Below are 16106 nucleotides of genomic sequence, written 5' to 3'. Positions count from 1 at the left end.
GCAAGAGATCCAATCCACCCCTAAAGCATGAGATCAGGATGAATCATCATCGCGCTTGGGTTGCCCCTCACCCGGAATTTGCTTGCGCAAATTCCGACCTCTCCCCGCAAGCGGGAAGAGGTTAAAAAAACCATCTCACCTTGCCTCTTCAAACCCCGCCAGCACCGAGGTCAGGTTCGCGCCCAGAATATCGGAGAGATAGCCGCCTTCCTGCACGAACACGGTGGGCAGGCCGAGCTTGGCGATGGCCTGGCCGATGCGCCGGAAGCCGGGCGTGGTGACGGCGAGGCCGCGCAGCGGATCGTGCTCGGAGGCATCGAGGCCGAGCGCGATGACGAGGGCGCCGGGCGCAAAGGACTCGATCGCCTTGCGCGCAACGTCCATCGCCTGGATGTAGTCGTCATCGCCGGTGCCGATGGCGAGGGGAATGTTCAGATTGGTGCCGAGGCCCGGGCCCTCGCCGCGCTCATGGGCATAGCCCCACACGAAGGGATAGTACGCAACGGGATCGGCGTGGATCGAGATCGTGTAGACGTCCGGCCGTGCGTAAAAAATGCCTTGCGTGCCGTTGCCATGATGGACGTCGACGTCGAGGATCACGACGCGCTCGTGCTTGAGCCGCAGATGTGCGGCTGCGATCGCGCTGTTGTTGAGGAAGCAGAAGCCGCCGGCCATGTCGCGATAGGCGTGATGGCCGGGCGGACGGCAGAGCGCATAGGTCGCATCCTCGCCGTCCATCACCATCTGCGCCGCGGTGACAGCAACGTCGGTCGCAGCGCAGGCCGCGGCCCAGGTGCCGGGACCGATCGGCGCCGCGGTGTCGGCGGTGTGCCAGCCGAGCTTGCCGACGATATGGGTCGGATAGGTCGCGGCATGGCGCACGGGATGGATGTTGCCGATCATCTCCGGACCGGAATCGCCGAGCGCGGTCCAGGCGTCCCAGGCTTCGCTGAGGAATGTCAGGTATTCCGGGCTGTGGATGCGTGCACGCGGCCCCTGCCCGAATCCCTTGGGTTCGACCAGTTGATGCTTGCCGTCCTTCAGTCCCTTGAGCAGGCGGTCGGCGCGCTCGGGTTGCTCGGTGGTGCGCTTGACGACGCCGCGAACCAGGAAGAATTGCGGATCGTGGCTACGATGCAGTTCGGTATGGACGGCTTTCACTCAAACACTCCGTGGCGTGCGCTCTTGGAATAGTGCCACAGCTGTCTTGATCGCTGCGGCGGCCGGATGCAAGCAAGAAGAATGCCGCCCTTGCCGCGCCGCTCTGCGCCGGAAGCAGAGCGCCCGTGAGATGCGCTTTTATTTGAGCATGATCTTTTCGGAAGACCGCTGCACGCTTGTCCGGATCATGCTCAGCAGCGCCCGCGCTGGAGGCAGTGCTCGCGACCCTGCTGGTCGGTGCGGAAGGCCTCGATGAAGCCGCCCTGGCGCTGGGTGACGAAGACGGTCTTGCCGTCGCTGCCGCCGAAGGCGAGGTTGGTCGGCTCCTTGGCCCTCAGCGCGATCTCGCGCTCGACCGCGCCATTGGGCTTCATCACCGCGATGGTGCCCTTGAGGATGCGCGCGACGAAAAGGCGGCCGGCGACATCCGTGCGCAGCCCGTCGACGGTGTCAGGCTGGAATGCCTTGACCATCTTCGCACCGGTGAGCTCGTTGCCGTTGATCGCATAGGACCAGATCTGGCCGCTGCTGGATTCCCCGACATAGAGCGTCTTGCCGTCGGGGCTGAGGTCGATGCCGTTGGTGGTGCCCATGGCACGCGGTGCCGACATCACCTGCCCCTGCACCGAGCCATCGGCGGCCTTGGCGATGCGCCAGATGTGGCCCTCCCTGCCCTTCCAGTTCGGATCGCTCGCATAGATCGAGCCATCGCGCGCGACCGTGATGTCGTTGGGCTGGTTCATCTCGTCGGAGTGAAACCAGACGGCGGGCTCGCTCGCGCCCTTCGGGATCACGAAGATGTTGTGCTTCTTGTAGTCGGCGATGAACATGGTGCCGCTGCGATCGAAGCGGATGGCGTTGCCGACGCTGCCCTCGGGCAGCGCCGTGAACAGTACCGACGCCGCGCCACCTGCCGGCAGCCTGCCGATGGTGCCGGGCTTGCCGAGATTGACCACGAAGAGATTGCCATCGAGATCGGCGGCGGGCCCTTCAATGCCGAAAGTGTATTCACCTGAAGGCGTCACCTGCACGCTTTCGAACAGTTTTGTCTCCGCTTGCGCGGACGCCGTCGCGATGACGAGGACAATGCTACTGCACAGGCACCAGAAATTCCTGCCGGATGTAATAGCCATCGTCGTCGCTGCACTCGCCATTCAGATAGGGATCGGCCGGCCGGAAGAACCGGCTGAAGCCGGATTTGTCTACAGCGCTCCTTTGTGTCACGACGACGACCTTGCCGGCCGGTATTTCGCCGCATTCCTTGTTGGTTTTGCCAAAGAACTTGCGTTGCGGCGGACCGGCCTTGATCCGCATGCGCGTGCCCGGAACCATTTTCGCAACCAGCAAATCCGCGGTATCGAGCAGGCGCGTGTAGCCGGGCTCGGTCTTCGGCAGGCTCTCGCCGCCGGGCGGCATCAGCTTCTCAGCGCCGATACCGCGCAGGCGCGTGCGCAGCCGGCCGGACTCGGGGTCGCCGGGATAGATCCAGCCGTCCTGCGACAGCATGAAGCGCAGCACCGTCCCGTCCTTCTCCGAGTCCGACTGTCCCGCCTTCAGGCCGAAATCGGAGTGGCAGCCGACGCAGTGTTTTTCGACGAGGCCCTTGCGAAGCGTGGTGAGACGGATGCTGTTCTGCGCGTCTCTGGCAACGAACGCTGCGAGCTGGTCGATCATCGCCTGGCTGCGCGTGTCGCAGGGGAGCGGCTGAGGCGCTTCACCCGCGGCACGATCGATGCGGATCACGGTCTGGTTCTTGTCCTCGACCAGCCAGATCGCACCGTCTTCGGCGACCGTCATGCCGACCGGCGCGCCTTGCGGCCGCGCGCCGTTGACGCGGTGCCAGCCGGCGATCAGCTCCTCGAACGGCGCGGCGGCGACCTCGCCGGCCTCGGTCTGGAAGCTGTGGGTCGGATCGGCGGCGCAGCTGACATGGTAGCGCACCGGTGGCGGGCTCGGCTGGGGAAAGCCGTGGTCGTCGACGTCGTAGACGATGACGCGGCTGCCGGTCGGGCGATAGCCGTGCAGGCCGACCAGCAGCTTGCCCTCGAGCTCCGGAAATTTTGCGCCGTGATAATAGAGCATCGCGAGCGGCGCGCCGTGCGGCGGCAGCAGCGAGAATGGCGGCTTGTAGAGCGCATTGGCGGTGCAGAGCGATTTGTAGACACCCGACTGCAGCACGAATTTGAATTCGGGGCTTGGCGTCGAGAGGTCGTAGCAATAGGGCCAGCCATAATGCCTGCCCTGCTCGATCGCGTTGATCTCCTCGTTCGGCTTGAAGATGTCGGGCAGGTCGCGGCCGTTCTCGCCTTGCAGGAAGGCGTAGCCGGCGTCGGGAAAGTTTGGATGCAGAGCCAGCGCCATCGAGTTGCGCAGGCCGCGCGCGTAGACGATGTGCGGCGGGTCGGGATCCTTCGGTGTCAACGCCGGAAAGACCCCATTCGCGGGCGGCGTGAACAGCCAGATCGACGCCATCGCGGAGGCGCCCTCGGCCGCCGCGCAGGGCTTTGTGATCGGCGCCGGCGTGATGCAATCGTCGCTGTGCGAGCCGACATTGACGAACAGCCGACCATTTTTATCAAAAGCGAATTGCTTGAGCGGATGCGCGCTCTCGTCGAGACTGGTGCCGTCGGGCAGCTTGATCCGCCGGCCGGGCATGTGCCGGATGATAGTCTCGACCGTGCTGCGCGGATTCTCCGCCAGCGGATCGAACCGGAAGATCGCCTCCGCGGACGAGGCATAGAGTTTCTTGTCGGGGCCGATCACGAGGCCGAATGGATATTCGATCCCGGTCAGCAGCTCCTTGAAACGCTGGCCCTGCGGCGCGCGCGGATCGAGCAGCAGCAGCCGGCCATCGGTGTGGCCCCAGCCGCCCATGTCGGCGACCACGAACAGGTCGCGTCCCGGCACCTGGACGATCGAGCGCGGAAATTTGAGATGGTCCTCCTCGCTGGCGACGAGGCCGGCGCAGAATCCCGCCTTCATGTCGATCTGGATCCTGGGAAAGGCGAGGTCCCCGCTGCCGCAGAGGTCCGTGCCGATCGCATAGCCGCTTTTCCTCACCGGCTCGGAGGAGGCGGCGGGCGCGACGCCAAGCAGCACGCCGGCGAGGACCGCCGCCAACCAGCGCCGGCATTTGCGCGACAATGTGAGCTGATTCACGGCGGCCCCCCGGACTTTCCCGTAAAGCTTGTTCCATGCCGCCCATACGCCGTCCAGTCGATCATCACCCGCCTGTGATTAAACCCGTAACGACCTTGGAGCCGACCAATCTCCGTAAATTCCCTTACCGGGCTCGCCCCGAATGTTTCGCGAAGGCCTCGGGTGGTATCGGTTTGCCGTCCCAATCGCTCCCAATAGGAGACGCATATGGTCCAGGTCTATTTTCACTGCTCCAACACCGAGGGCACGCTGATCGATCGCAGCGGCGCTGCCGTGGCCAACCTGACCGAAGCGCGCGACCGCGCCGCCCAGATCATGAGCTCGATGATCCTGACGCCTGGTGCCGAAGACTGGCGCGACTGGGTGATCCATGTCAGCGGTTCCGACGGCGAGGATCTGTTCGATCTCCCCTTCACCGCCATGCTCGGCAAGCCGCATTGAGGTGATGCCGTGCTGTCACTGAGCCTCATTCGCCAGCCGCTGAGCTTCGTCGCCGCCAAATGGCAGAAGCTGGTGCGGATCGCCGGCAACCCCTATCGCCCCGAGCTTCACTACATGCGCGGGCCGGGCCCGAAATGGCACGCCAAGTACCAGGCCAGCCGGCTGAACCGCGGGCTCTGAGGGCTGCGGCTTTCCTCCAGCATCTCGATCCTTCTCCGTCATGGCCGGGCTTGTCCCGGCCATCCACGTTCTTGAGGCGCAAAGACGTGGATGCCCGGGTCATAGGCGAGCGTAAGCGACGCCGTCCTTCGGACGGCTATGCCCGGGCATGACGTGGGGAAGAAGCGTGCCCTGCCTCACTTCCCCGTAAACTTCGCCTTGCGCTTCTCGACGAAGGCGGTGCGGCCTTCGATCGCATCGGCGCTCTTGCGGATGATGCCCTGAAGCTCGATCTCGCGGCGGAACTGGGCCTCGTAGGTCGCATGCTCGCTCTCCTCGACCAGCGCGCGGGTTGCGACCAAAGCGCGCGTCGGCCGTCGGCAAGACGGCGCGCCAGCGCGAGCGCCTCGTCCATTAGCCTCTCATCGTCGACAACCTGCCGCACCAGGCCGATCTCCCGAGCGCGCTCGGCCGTCAGCGGCTCGTTCAACAGCATCAGCTCGAGCGCGCGCTGGCGGCCGATCAGGCGCGGCAGCAGCCAGGTCGAGCCGAGATCGGGCACCAGCGCGATGCGGCTGAACACCTGGATGAAGCTCGCCGACCGCGCCGCAACAATGATGTCGCCGGCCATCGCGAGGCTGAAGCCGCCGCCGGCCGCGACACCGTTGACGGCAACGACGACAGGCACGCGGCATTCGCGCAATGCCTTGAAGGCCGGCCAGTAGAAACGCATCACGCCGGCCGCGATGTCCTCGCCGAGCGCTTCCGACGCCTTCAAATTCTGTCCTGAGCAGAATCCACGCCCGGCGCCAGTGAGGACCAGCGCGCGGACCTCCTCATCCCCAGTCATCTCGGCGACAGCGGCGGCGAGCGCGCCAAGCAGGTCCGGCGTCATCGCGTTCAGGCTTGCGGGCTCATCGAGCGTCAGGATCCCGACCGCGCCATCCCGCGCCTGTTTCACACCTGCCATGTCGCTCCTCCGTTTGTTCTCGTTGACGGCAATGTGCCATCCTCCGCGCGCCCCGCCAATGCTGAGCTTCCGCGCCAGCGCCACAAACCAAAAACAACAGAGATGAAGACGACATCATGCCTCATCAGTTCAGCCTGAACCAAACCGTCCGCAAGCCCGCCGTCACATCCAAGGGCGGCATCGTCGCCTCGCAATCGCGGCGGGCGGCCGAAGTCGGGGCGCAGGTGCTGGCGGCGGGCGCGACTGCGTGGACGCTATCGTCGCGACCACCTTTGCGCTGAACGTGCTGGAGCCCTGGAACAGCGGCATCGGCGGCGGCGGCGCGATGGTGCTCTACCGCGCCAGGGAAAATCGCTATGAGGTGATCGACTACGGAATGAGCGCGCCGCAGAGCCTGCGCACCGCCGACTATCCGCTCAGCGGCGAAGGCGCCGCGTCGGACCTTTTCCCCTGGCCGCGGGTAAAGGACGATCGCAACATCCACGGCCCCGGTTCGATCGCCGTGCCCGGCGTCGTCGCCGGCATGGAGGAGGCGCATCGCCGCTACGCCAAGATGCCGTGGAAGGATCTGGTCGCGCCGGCAGCCAGGCTCGCCGGCGAAGGCCTGCTTGCCGATTGGTGGACGACGCTGACGATCGCGGGCTCGGCGGCCGATCTCAGGCGCTATCCTGCGAGTGCGGCGGCATATCTGAAGGATGGCCTGCCGCCGAGCGCGCCATGGGGCATCAAGTCCGAGACGCGGCTGCCGCAGGATTCGCTCAAGGCGACGCTATCGCATCTCGCCGACGCAGGGTCGCGCGATTTCTATCAGGGCGATCTCGCCCGGAGCATCGCATCCGACATCAAGGCCGACGGCGGCTCGCTGTCGGTCGAGGACCTCGCCGCGTTCCGCGCGCATCCGCGCGAGCCGCTGGCGATCCCCTATCGCGACGGCAAGGTTTACGCGACGCCGGAGCTGACGGCCGGCCCGACCATGGCACATGCGCTGCGCCTGTTGCAGCAGAGCCTGAAGCCGGCGGACGCGCCGGATGCTGCCGCCTATGTCGAATATGCGCTCGCGCTGCAGGGGGCCTTCCGCGAGCGGCTCAAGGACATGGGCGATGCGGACGGCAAGCGCTCGCTCGGCGCCGAATATCTGGCGCCCGCCTGCACCACCCATTTCTCCGTGGTCGACCGGCACGGCAACATCGCGGCGGTGACGCAGACCCTGCTCTCGTCCTTCGGCTCGAAATACGTGACGCCGCATAGCGGCATCACCATGAACAACGGCATCATGTGGTTCGATCCGACGCCGGGCACCACAAACTCGCTCGCACCCGGCAAGCGCTGCCTGTGCAACTACACGCCGGTTATCGCCGAGACGAAGAACGGCAAGCGTCTCGCCGTCGGCGCCTCCGGCGGCCGCCGCATCCTGCCCTCGGTGATGCAGCTCGTCTCCTTCGCGATGGATTTTGGCATGGACCTGGACACTGCCATCCACCAGCCGCGTATCGACGCGAGCGAAGGCGCGATCGTGATTGGCGATGCCAGATTGCCGGCGGACGTGCGCAAGACCCTGGCCGCGCGCTTCGACTATGAGGAAAGCCGGGTGCAGGCCGTGCCGCAAAAATTCGCCTGCCCAAGCGTGGTGATGCGCGAGGGCGGTACCAATTCGGGCGCGGTCGAGATCTTCCAGCCTTGGGCTGATGCTGTGGCCGAATCCTGAGCGTCACGACTCCTCCGCATTTGCGCGCGACATCGCGATCGATGTCGGTTCGTCGAACGGACAGATGCGTGCCTAACAAGAGAGGATTTCGGATGAAGAAGCTCGCGCTCGCCGCAACAGTGATCATCACTGCCGGCTTGACCATGCCCAGCGTGGCATTGGCCAAAGGCGGTCATGGTCATAGTCACGGCCATGGCCACGGCCATCATGGCGGATACCATGCGCATCGCCATGGAACTCCGCCCGTATGGCATCATGGACGCAAGGTCGGCTGGCGCGGTCACGGGTGCCCGCCCGGGCTGTGGAAACAGGGCCGCTGCTGACGAGCCTAACTGCAAGTCTTGCAAGGCGTCGCTCCTGACCGGGCGGCGCCTTCTTCTTTAAATCCCCAGCCGGTCGCGCACGCGGCCTGCGATCACGGCGGTCGTCACGCCGACCGGCCAGAACGCATGCATCGGGATCGGCTTGATGCCTGATATCGGCATGTCGATCTCAGCCTTGGCGCCGCCGATCAGGCGACGCGCGAGCTGCGCGCCCATCGCAGTCGAGAGCGCGACGCCGCGGCCGTTGCAGCCGAGCGAGACCAGGATGTTCTCTGCGGGCTCGTGCACATGCGGATAATGATCCCCGGTGATGGCGAGGCGGCTGTTCCAGCCATGGGTCCAAGTGACGCCCTTGAGCTGCGGCCACAGCCGCTCCGCATAACGCATGAGATAGGCGACGTCGTGCGGCGAGTTGATCCAGCGCATCGGGCCGCGGCCGCCCATCAGGAGGCGGTTCTGCTGGTCGATGCGGTAATAGACGGTGATATGGCCGCTCTCATAGAGCACCGGGCGCGTCGGCATGATCGAGCGCGCGACCTCGTCGGAGAGCGGCGCGGTGGCGGCGATCGACGAAAACACCGGCACGATGGTGCGGCGGAGCGCGGGCCAGAGATCGTCGGTGAAGCCGTTGGTGGCAAGCAGCACTTTCTCCGCATGCACGACCGCGCGCGGCGTCTCGATGCGCCAGCGGCTGCCGTCGCGGCGCAGCGACAGCGCAGGCGTCTCACCATGGACCTTCGCGCCCGCCGAGATCGCGGCGCGCGCGAGGCCGCGGGCATAGCTGAGCGGATGCAGATCGCCGCCGCGCGTGTCGAGCATCGCGCCGATGTAGCGATCGGTGCCGGTCATCTCGCGCAACTGTTCGCGATTGAGGTACGTTACCGGCATGCCGCGACGGATACATTGCTGCGCCGTGCTCTCGATCGCGGCGGCGCTGGCCTCGTTATAGGCTGCGCGTAGCGTGCCGTTCTGCCGCGCCTCGCACGGGATCTGGTAGCGGCGGATCAGATCATGCGTGAAGTTCGTGGTGCCGTAGGAGAAATCGATCATGCGGCGGCTGAGCTCCGCGCCGAAGTCCGCCTCGATCTGATCGGGGTCGTGCTTCAGGCCGGGATTGGTGTGGCCGCCATTGTTGCCGGACGCGCCCCATCCCGGCTCCTGCGCCTCCAGCACCAGCGCCTCGACGCCCTGCTCCGCCAGATGCAGCGCGGTGGAAAGGCCGGCGTAGCCGCCACCGATGATCGCAACGGAAACGCTCTTGTCCGTATCGAGCGGCGGCGTCGCGACCGGCGCGACGGCGGTGTCGGCGTAAAGCGAGGGCGGCAGAGGCAGGCGCGTCATCATGAGAGTCCGGTCAGAGCGGATGCAGCACGCGGCGCAAGAAGTCCTGCGTGCGCGGATGCTGGGGTTGGTTGAGCAGCGCCTTGGCCGGCCCCTGCTCGACGATGACGCCGCCGTCGATGAATAGCACGCGATCGGCAACGTCGCGGGCAAAGCCCATCTCATGGGTGACGACGACCATGGTCATGCCCTCGTTGGCGAGCTTGCGCATCACGCCAAGAACGTCGCCGACGAGCTCGGGATCGAGCGCCGAGGTCGGCTCGTCGAACAGGATCGCCTTGGGCTGCATCGCCAGCGCCCGCGCGATCGCGACGCGCTGCTGCTGGCCGCCGGAGAGTTGCGGCGGATGCACGTCGGCCTTCTCCGCAAGCCCGACCCGGGCGAGCAACGCGCGGCCGTGCTCGTACGCCTGCGCGCGCGGCTCCTTCTTCACGAACAGCGGGCCTTCGACCACGTTCTCCAGCGCGGTGCGGTGCGGAAACAGGTTGAAGCGCTGGAACACCATTGAGACCTGGGTACGGATGTTCACGATCGACGGCGCGTCGCGGTCGACCTTGAGGCCCTCGACGCTGATCTCGCCACGATCGTAGCTTTCGAGGCCGTTGATACAGCGCAGGATGGTGGACTTGCCGGAGCCCGAGGGGCCGATGATGCAGACCACCTCGCCCTTCTCGACGTTCGCTGTGATGCCCTTGAGGACCTCGACCTTGCCAAAGCTCTTGTGGACGTCGTTCAGCTCGATCATTTCTTGCCGGCCCGCTTCTCGAAGTGACGGACCAGCAGGATTAGCGGAATGCTCATGGTGAGATACATCAGGGCCACCAGCGTGAACACGCTGGTGTTCTTGAAGGTGGATGACGCGATCAGCTTGCCCTGCAGCGCAAGCTCGGCGACCGTGATGGTCGAGGCTTGCGAAGAATCCTTCAGCATCATGATCATGACGTTGCCATAGGGCGGCAACACGATGCGCACCGCCTGCGGCAGCACCACGCGGCGCAGGCGTCCAGCACACGCCATGCCGATCGACTGCGCCGCCTCGATCTGGCCCTTGTCGATGGCCTCGATGCCGGCGCGGAAGTTTTCCGCCTGATAGGCCGAATAGGCGATGCCGAGGCCGAGGATCGCGGCCTGCAACGCGCTGAGCCTGACGCCGAGATCGGGCATGACGAAGTAGAGGTAGAACAGCAGCACAATGATCGGGATGCCGCGGATCACGTTGATCAGGCTGGCGCTGAGCATCGACAGCGCCTTGATCCCGGAGACTCGCATCATCGCCCAGATCAGGCCGAGCACCGTCGAGAGCAGCAGCGAGCCGATGGTGACAATGATCGTCAACGCGACGCCATTCATCAGGATCGGAAAGAACTCGACGGTGTCGTGCCAGAAGCCTTTCATCGGGTAGCCTTCAATGACGCGCTATCAGCCTCTATCAACCCTGGGCCTTCAGGCCCCATTTATCGAGGATCTTGTCGATGGTGCCGTTGGCCTTCAGCTTCGCCAGTGACGCGTTGATCTTGCCGAGCAGCGCGGTCTCGCCCTTGCGGACGCCGATGCCGACCGAGCCGACGGTGACCGGCTTGTAGCCGTCGACGAGGCGCACATCGGGGAAGCCGCCCTGCTTCAGATTGTAGGCGAGGATCGGATAGTCGGCATAGCCGGCCTTGAGACGGCCGGTGTTCACGTCGCGCAGGATGTCGGGGATGGTGTCGTAGGCCTTCACCTCGGCGAACAGGCCGGTCTTCTTCAGCGCGTCGACGAAGGCGGTGCCGACCTGGGCGCCGACGGTCTCGCCCTTCAGATCATCCTGCGTGACATAGGCCTTGGTGTCGCTCTTCGGCACCACAAGACCTTCGCCATAGGTGTAGATCGGATCGGAGAAGTCGACGACTTCCTTGCGCGGCGCCGTGATGAACATCGCTGCGGCGATGATGTCGATCTTGCTCGAGGTCAGCGACGGGATCAGCGCCGAGAACTGCATCGGCTCGATCTGCACGTTGAAGCCGGCATCCTTGCCCACTTCGGTGACGAGATCGACCATGATGCCCTGGATAGTGTTGGTCTTGGTATCGAGGAAGGTGAAGGGAATGCCGGTCGGCGTCGAACCGACCTTGAGCACCTGCTGCGCCGAAGCCGGCGTTATCGCTGCAATTGCGAGCACCGCGATCGCGGCCAGACCAAAACGCTTCATCGCATCCCCCTTTGGGCTTGGCCGATGACGGCGCTCGCGCAGGTCGTGATCAGACGTTGCGGGCCAAGCCGTTTCGGCCTATTTTCACCAATATGAAAATTTGGTCACACTTTCGCGGACGATGCAAGCGGTTTTCATGCACATGAAGGAAGCGGTTTGACGTGAGCGGTGGCAAAAGAATGCGCAAACCGGCCGCCGCAAAGCCGGCCAGGAAGGTGAAGGGCAAGACGACCGCCAAGCCGGCCGAGCCGGCGATGGACGTCGCAGTCGGCCGCCGCATCAGGGATCTCAGGCGTGTCAGGCAATTCTCGCTGGAGACGGTCGCGGCGCGCACGGACCTCTCGATCGGCTTCCTCAGCCAGATCGAGCGTGGCCTCTCCTCGCCGTCGCTGCGCGTGCTGGCGACGCTCGCCGATGTGCTCGGCGTCGGCATCGCCGCGCTGTTCGGCGCGAGCCCAAGCGCCGACGGCGCATCGGATCAGGTGGTGACGCGCGGATTGCAGCGACCCGAATTGAAGCTGTGGCGCACCGGCGTGTCGAAGCAATTGCTCAGCCCGGCCGGTGCCGACAACCGGCTCAACCTGTTCCTGGTGCATCTGGAGCCCGGCGGCTCCACCGGAGACGAACTCTACACCCATGACGGTGAGGAAGCCGGCCTCGTGCTCGAAGGCGAGATGATGCTGACGGTAGATAGCGAGACGTGGTCGCTGAAGACGGGCGACAGTTTTAGATTTGCCAGCCGCAGGCCGCACCGGTTTTCGAATCCAGCGAATGATGCGAAGGCCGTGGTGCTGTGGGTGAATTGCGTGACGGGGGCGGGGTAGCATCCTTTCGCGCGGCGAGCACAATTCTAATCCCGTCATCCTGAGGTGCTCGCGCAGCGAGCCTCGAAGGATGGACGGCCCAGATGCAGCCGGGCCGTCGCCCTTCGAGGGCCGCTTCGCGGCCACCTCAGGGTGACGGTGATGGTTCGATGACGAGAAGAGCGCCTAGCCAAACCGATGCATATACCGCTCCACCGTCAGCGCGCTGACATCGACATCCGGCTTCTTGCCCGACAGCATGTCCGCGAGCACCCGCCCAGAGCCGCAGGACATGGTCCAGCCGAGCGTGCCGTGGCCGGTGTTGAGGTGGAGGTTGGCGTATTGCGTCGGGCCGATCACGGGCGGGCCATCCGGCGTCATCGGGCGCAGCCCGCTCCAGAACGTCGCCTTGGAGAGATCGCCGCCGCGCGGGAACAGGTCGGTCAGGGAATGATCGAGCGTGGCGCGGCGCGCGTCGTACAGCTTGCTCGAATAGCCCGAAATCTCCGCGGTGCCGCCGACGCGGATGCGATTGCCGAGGCGGGTGATCGCGACTTTGTAGCTCTCGTCCATCACGGTGGATTCCGGCGCGCCGGAGGCGTCCTTGATCGGCACCGTGATCGAATAGCCCTTCACCGGATAGACCGGCAGCGAGATGCCGAGTGGCGCAACGAGCCGCGACGACCAGCTGCCGAGCGCGAGCACATAAGCGTCGGCCTGCAGCATCCCCGCGCTGGTCGCAACACCGCTGACGCGCGCACCATCCGTAACGATGCGGTCGATGCCGGTGTTGAACATGAAGCGAACGCCGAGCGCCTGGGCATGCTTGGCCAGCGCCTGCGTGAACATGTGGCAGTCGCCGGTCTCGTCCTGCGGCAGGCGAAGCCCGCCGGCGAACTTCTCCTTCACGCCTGATAGCGCCGGCTCGACCGCGATGCAGCCCTCGCGGCTCAGCACCTCGAAAGGCACGCCGTACTGCTTGAGCACGGCGATGTCTTCGCCGGTGCCGTCGAGCTGGGCCTGGTAGCGGAACAGCTGGAGCGTGCCCTGCGCGCGCTCGTCATATTGGATGCCGATGTCGCGGCGCAGGTCGCGCAGGCAGTCGCGGCTGTATTCCGCGATCGGGATCATCCGGCTCTTGTTGACCGCATAGCGCGCGCTGGTGCAGTTGCGCAGCATCTTGAGCAGCCAGACCCACATCACGGGATCGAGCTTCGGCCGGATCACCAGCGGGCCGTGCTTCATCAACAGCCACTTGACCGCCTTCACCGGCACGCCGGGGCCGGCCCATGGCGAGGAATAGCCGGGCGACACCTCGCCGGCATTGGCAAACGAGGTCTCCAGCGCCGGCTCCGGTTGACGGTCGACGACCGTCACTTCGTGGCCGGCACGTGCGAGGTAGTAGGCGGAGGTGACACCGATGACACCGCTGCCGAGGATCAGAACTTTCACGCTTGGTCAAACTCCCGCGGCATCACACGCGCCGCTGCAAGATAAAACCCTGCAGCGGCGAGAGCAATTATCAGGCCACCTTCTTGATGGCGTCGCCGAGGATCGAGACGATCTGGTCGATATGGCTCTTCTCGACGATGAGCGGAGGCGACATCGCGAAGCTGTCGCCGCTCATGCGCAGGTAAAGGCCGGTGTTGAAGCAGTCGACCATCACGTCGTAGCCGCGCGCACCGACGACACCGTCACGCGGGGCGAGCTCGACCGCGCCCATCAGACCGCAATTGCGGATGTCGACGACGTTCGGCAGGCCCTTCAGCGAATGCAGCGCATCGCGCCAGTATTCGGCCATCGTCGCACCGCGCGTCAGCAGGCCCTCGTCCTTGTAGATGTCGAGCGTGGCGATACCCGCGGCGCAGGCGGTCGGATGCGCCGAATAGGTGTAGCCGTGGAACAGCTCCATCTGGTTCTCCGGGCCGACCATCATGCCGTCATGCACCTTGCGGCTCGCGAACACCGCGCCGCAGGGGATGGTGCCATTGGTGATGCCCTTGGCGGTCGTCATCAGGTCAGGCGTGACGCCGAAGAAGTTGGCGGCGAACGGCGTGCCGAGGCGGCCGAAGCCGGTGATGACTTCGTCGAAGATCAGGAGGATGCCGTGCTTGTCGCAGATCTCGCGCAGGCGCTGCAGATAGCCCTTCGGCGGCGGCAGCACCGCGGTCGAACCCGGCACCGGCTCGACGATGACGCGGCGATGGTCTCGGCGCCGTGCAGGCCGACCAGACGCTCGAGATCGTCGGCGAGCTCGGCGCCATGCTCGGGCTGATCCTTGGCGAAGGCGTTGCGGGAGAGATCATGGGTGTGGCGGATGTGGTCGACGCCCGGTAGCAGCGTCGCGAAGGCACGGCGGTTGGCGACCATGCCGCCGACCGAGGTGCCGCCGAAACCGACGCCGTGATAGCCGCGCTCGCGGCCGATCAGGCGGGTGCGGCTCGACTGACCGTTGGCGCGGTGATAGGCGAGCGCGATCTTCAGCGCGGTGTCGACCGACTCGGAGCCCGAATTGGTGAAGAAGACGCGGTCGAGGCCCTTCGGCGCGATCTCGGCGAGGCGCTCGGCGAAGTCGAACGCGAGCGGATGGCCCATCTGGAACGTCGGCGCGAAGTCCAGCGTCATCAGCTGCCGCTCGACCGCAGCCGCAATCTGCTTGCGGCCGTGGCCGGCATTGACGCACCACAGGCCGGCGGAGCCGTCGATCACCTTGCGGCCGTCGACGGTGGTGTAGTGCATGCCCTCGGCCGAGGAGAACAGGCGCGGCGCCTTCTTGAACTGCCGGTTGGCCGTGAACGGCATCCAGAACGAGTCGGTCTTGATAGTGTTCGGAATCTGATGAAGGGTCACGGCCGCGCTCCTTTGCTGACCCGCTAGCAGAGCCACGGCTTCCATAGCGCAACAAGTCCTTTTCTGGTGACCTGCAAACCATTGATTTCACTGGGGCAGTCGGTCCATATTTGCGCGATCCGCAACACTTGCAACACGGGACTAGGCATGAGCGTCGACATCGGTGGACGGCTGCGATTCATCCGGGCGCGCCACAAGCTGTCGCAGCGCGAGCTGGCAAAGCGCGCCGGCGTCACCAATTCGACCATCTCGCTGATCGAATCCAACCAGATGAACCCGTCGGTCGGCGCGCTCAAGCGCATCCTCGACGGCATTCCGATGGGGCTCGCCGAGTTTTTCGCACTGGAGCCGGAGTCCAGGCGCAAGATCTTCTATCGCGCCGAGGAGCTGACCGAGGTCGGCAAGAAGCCGATCTCGTATCGGCAGATCGGCGACAATCTGTTCGGCCGCAGCCTGCAGATTCTGAAAGAACGCTACGAGCCCGGCAGCGACACCGGCCGCGTGCACCTCGTCCACGACGGTGAGGAAGGCGGCATCGTGATCTCAGGCAAGCTCGAGGTCACCGTCGAGGACGAGCGACGCATCCTCAATCCAGGCGATGCTTACTACTTCGAGAGCCGCCGGCCGCATCGCTTCCGCTGCGTTGGCGGCAAGGCTTGCGAAGTGATCTCGGCCTGCACGCCGCCGACGTTCTGACGCGCGATCAACGTTATCCGGGATCCTACGGGAGTGCCCCGGTGTCTTACGGAGCTTGATGCATCTCAATTTCCAAGCGCCGATCCTCTATATGATGCGAGCCGCAGCCGAGAGACATTCCGGCGCCGCTTCATAAGGCTCGCAGATGAAGATCACGCTCGCCAATGCAGAGGCTGCGCTCGACGAAGTGCAGCGTGATGCCGACAAGCTCCATTCGCAGGAGCTGCGCAAGGCGATTGCCGAATACATCGAGACGCAGCGAGCGGCGCTCAAAGCGGTCCGCAAGAAGCTGCATTAAAGGTGCGCGGCG

13 protein-coding genes and 3 pseudogenes are annotated in these 16106 nt (G+C 65.2%); 6 read left to right on the top strand and 10 right to left on the bottom strand.

Annotation, left to right across the window (positions count from 1 at the left end; all coding sequences use genetic code 11):
- Positions 1-135: 135 nt before the first annotated feature.
- The 3 genes from FOM02_RS30715 to FOM02_RS30705 form a co-directional block, all read right to left on the bottom strand.
- Positions 136-1161: a histone deacetylase family protein gene (locus tag FOM02_RS30715; protein ID WP_027562580.1), complete on the bottom strand. Its 1026-nt coding sequence runs from the start codon at positions 1159-1161 to the stop codon at positions 136-138.
- 191 nt (positions 1162-1352) lie between these two features.
- A complete protein-coding gene (locus tag FOM02_RS30710; protein WP_027562579.1) occupies positions 1353-2294 on the bottom strand; it encodes an SMP-30/gluconolactonase/LRE family protein in 942 nt (313 codons plus the stop codon).
- The gene (locus tag FOM02_RS30705) at positions 2251-4320 is read right to left on the bottom strand and encodes a PQQ-dependent sugar dehydrogenase (RefSeq protein WP_027562578.1); all 2070 of its coding nucleotides are present in this window, start codon (positions 4318-4320) and stop codon (positions 2251-2253) included. The genes FOM02_RS30710 and FOM02_RS30705 overlap by 44 nt, the downstream gene beginning before the upstream one ends.
- A 207-nt stretch (positions 4321-4527) precedes the next feature.
- Here FOM02_RS30705 and FOM02_RS30700 point away from each other — a divergent pair, with 207 nt between their 5' ends.
- Together FOM02_RS30700 and FOM02_RS30695 are read left to right on the top strand one after the other, a co-directional pair.
- A complete protein-coding gene (locus tag FOM02_RS30700) occupies positions 4528-4761 on the top strand; it encodes a DUF6894 family protein (RefSeq protein WP_027562577.1) in 234 nt (77 codons plus the stop codon).
- A 9-nt stretch (positions 4762-4770) separates the two neighbouring features.
- Entirely contained in the window at positions 4771-4941 is a 171-nt protein-coding gene (locus tag FOM02_RS30695; protein ID WP_167336558.1) for a hypothetical protein, read from the top strand.
- 176 nt (positions 4942-5117) lie between these two features.
- Here FOM02_RS30695 and FOM02_RS30690 read toward each other — a convergent pair.
- A pseudogene (locus FOM02_RS30690) lies at positions 5118-5890 on the bottom strand (enoyl-CoA hydratase-related protein).
- 116 nt (positions 5891-6006) lie between these two features.
- Between FOM02_RS30690 and FOM02_RS30685 the strand changes: the two are divergent.
- Positions 6007-7595: pseudogene (locus tag FOM02_RS30685) on the top strand (gamma-glutamyltransferase family protein).
- Positions 7596-7975: 380 nt separating this feature from the next.
- Here the strand turns inward: FOM02_RS30685 and FOM02_RS30680 are convergent.
- From FOM02_RS30680 to FOM02_RS30665, 4 genes are read right to left on the bottom strand one after another with little or no spacing between them, the layout of a single operon-like run.
- Positions 7976-9262 (bottom strand): NAD(P)/FAD-dependent oxidoreductase, encoded by a 1287-nt coding sequence (locus FOM02_RS30680; RefSeq protein WP_027562573.1) that lies wholly within the window; start codon positions 9260-9262, stop codon positions 7976-7978.
- 10 nt (positions 9263-9272) lie between these two features.
- Positions 9273-10004 (bottom strand): amino acid ABC transporter ATP-binding protein, encoded by a 732-nt coding sequence (locus tag FOM02_RS30675; protein WP_265440438.1) that lies wholly within the window; start codon positions 10002-10004, stop codon positions 9273-9275.
- On the bottom strand, positions 10001-10654 hold the full coding sequence (locus FOM02_RS30670) for an amino acid ABC transporter permease (protein WP_265440437.1): 654 nt from the start codon (positions 10652-10654) through the stop codon (positions 10001-10003). Before FOM02_RS30670 ends, FOM02_RS30675 begins: the two co-directional genes overlap by 4 nt.
- 34 nt (positions 10655-10688) lie before the next feature.
- Positions 10689-11447: an ABC transporter substrate-binding protein gene (locus FOM02_RS30665; RefSeq protein WP_027562570.1), complete on the bottom strand. Its 759-nt coding sequence runs from the start codon at positions 11445-11447 to the stop codon at positions 10689-10691.
- A 179-nt stretch (positions 11448-11626) separates the two neighbouring features.
- Here FOM02_RS30665 and FOM02_RS30660 point away from each other — a divergent pair, with 179 nt between their 5' ends.
- On the top strand, positions 11627-12271 hold the full coding sequence (locus FOM02_RS30660; RefSeq protein WP_035730782.1) for a helix-turn-helix domain-containing protein: 645 nt from the start codon (positions 11627-11629) through the stop codon (positions 12269-12271).
- Between the two features lie 165 nt (positions 12272-12436).
- Here FOM02_RS30660 and FOM02_RS30655 read toward each other — a convergent pair whose 3' ends face one another.
- The gene (locus tag FOM02_RS30655; protein WP_027562568.1) at positions 12437-13702 is read right to left on the bottom strand and encodes a D-amino acid dehydrogenase; all 1266 of its coding nucleotides are present in this window, start codon (positions 13700-13702) and stop codon (positions 12437-12439) included.
- Positions 13703-13772: 70 nt separating this feature from the next.
- Positions 13773-15052, bottom strand: a pseudogene (locus FOM02_RS30650) (aspartate aminotransferase family protein).
- 195 nt (positions 15053-15247) lie between these two features.
- On the opposite strand from FOM02_RS30650, the gene FOM02_RS30645 reads away from it, so the two are divergent.
- Together FOM02_RS30645 and FOM02_RS30640 are read left to right on the top strand one after the other, a co-directional pair.
- The gene (locus tag FOM02_RS30645) at positions 15248-15796 is read left to right on the top strand and encodes a cupin domain-containing protein (RefSeq protein WP_027562566.1); all 549 of its coding nucleotides are present in this window, start codon (positions 15248-15250) and stop codon (positions 15794-15796) included.
- Between the two features lie 145 nt (positions 15797-15941).
- The gene (locus FOM02_RS30640) at positions 15942-16094 is read left to right on the top strand and encodes a hypothetical protein (protein ID WP_167336557.1); all 153 of its coding nucleotides are present in this window, start codon (positions 15942-15944) and stop codon (positions 16092-16094) included.
- Positions 16095-16106 lie beyond the last annotated feature (12 nt).

The sequence above is a fragment of the Bradyrhizobium sp. SEMIA genome, assembly GCF_014844175.1.
Taxonomy (GTDB): Bacteria; Pseudomonadota; Alphaproteobacteria; order Rhizobiales; family Xanthobacteraceae; genus Bradyrhizobium; species Bradyrhizobium arachidis.
This window is presented reverse-complemented; position numbering and strand designations above follow the sequence as displayed.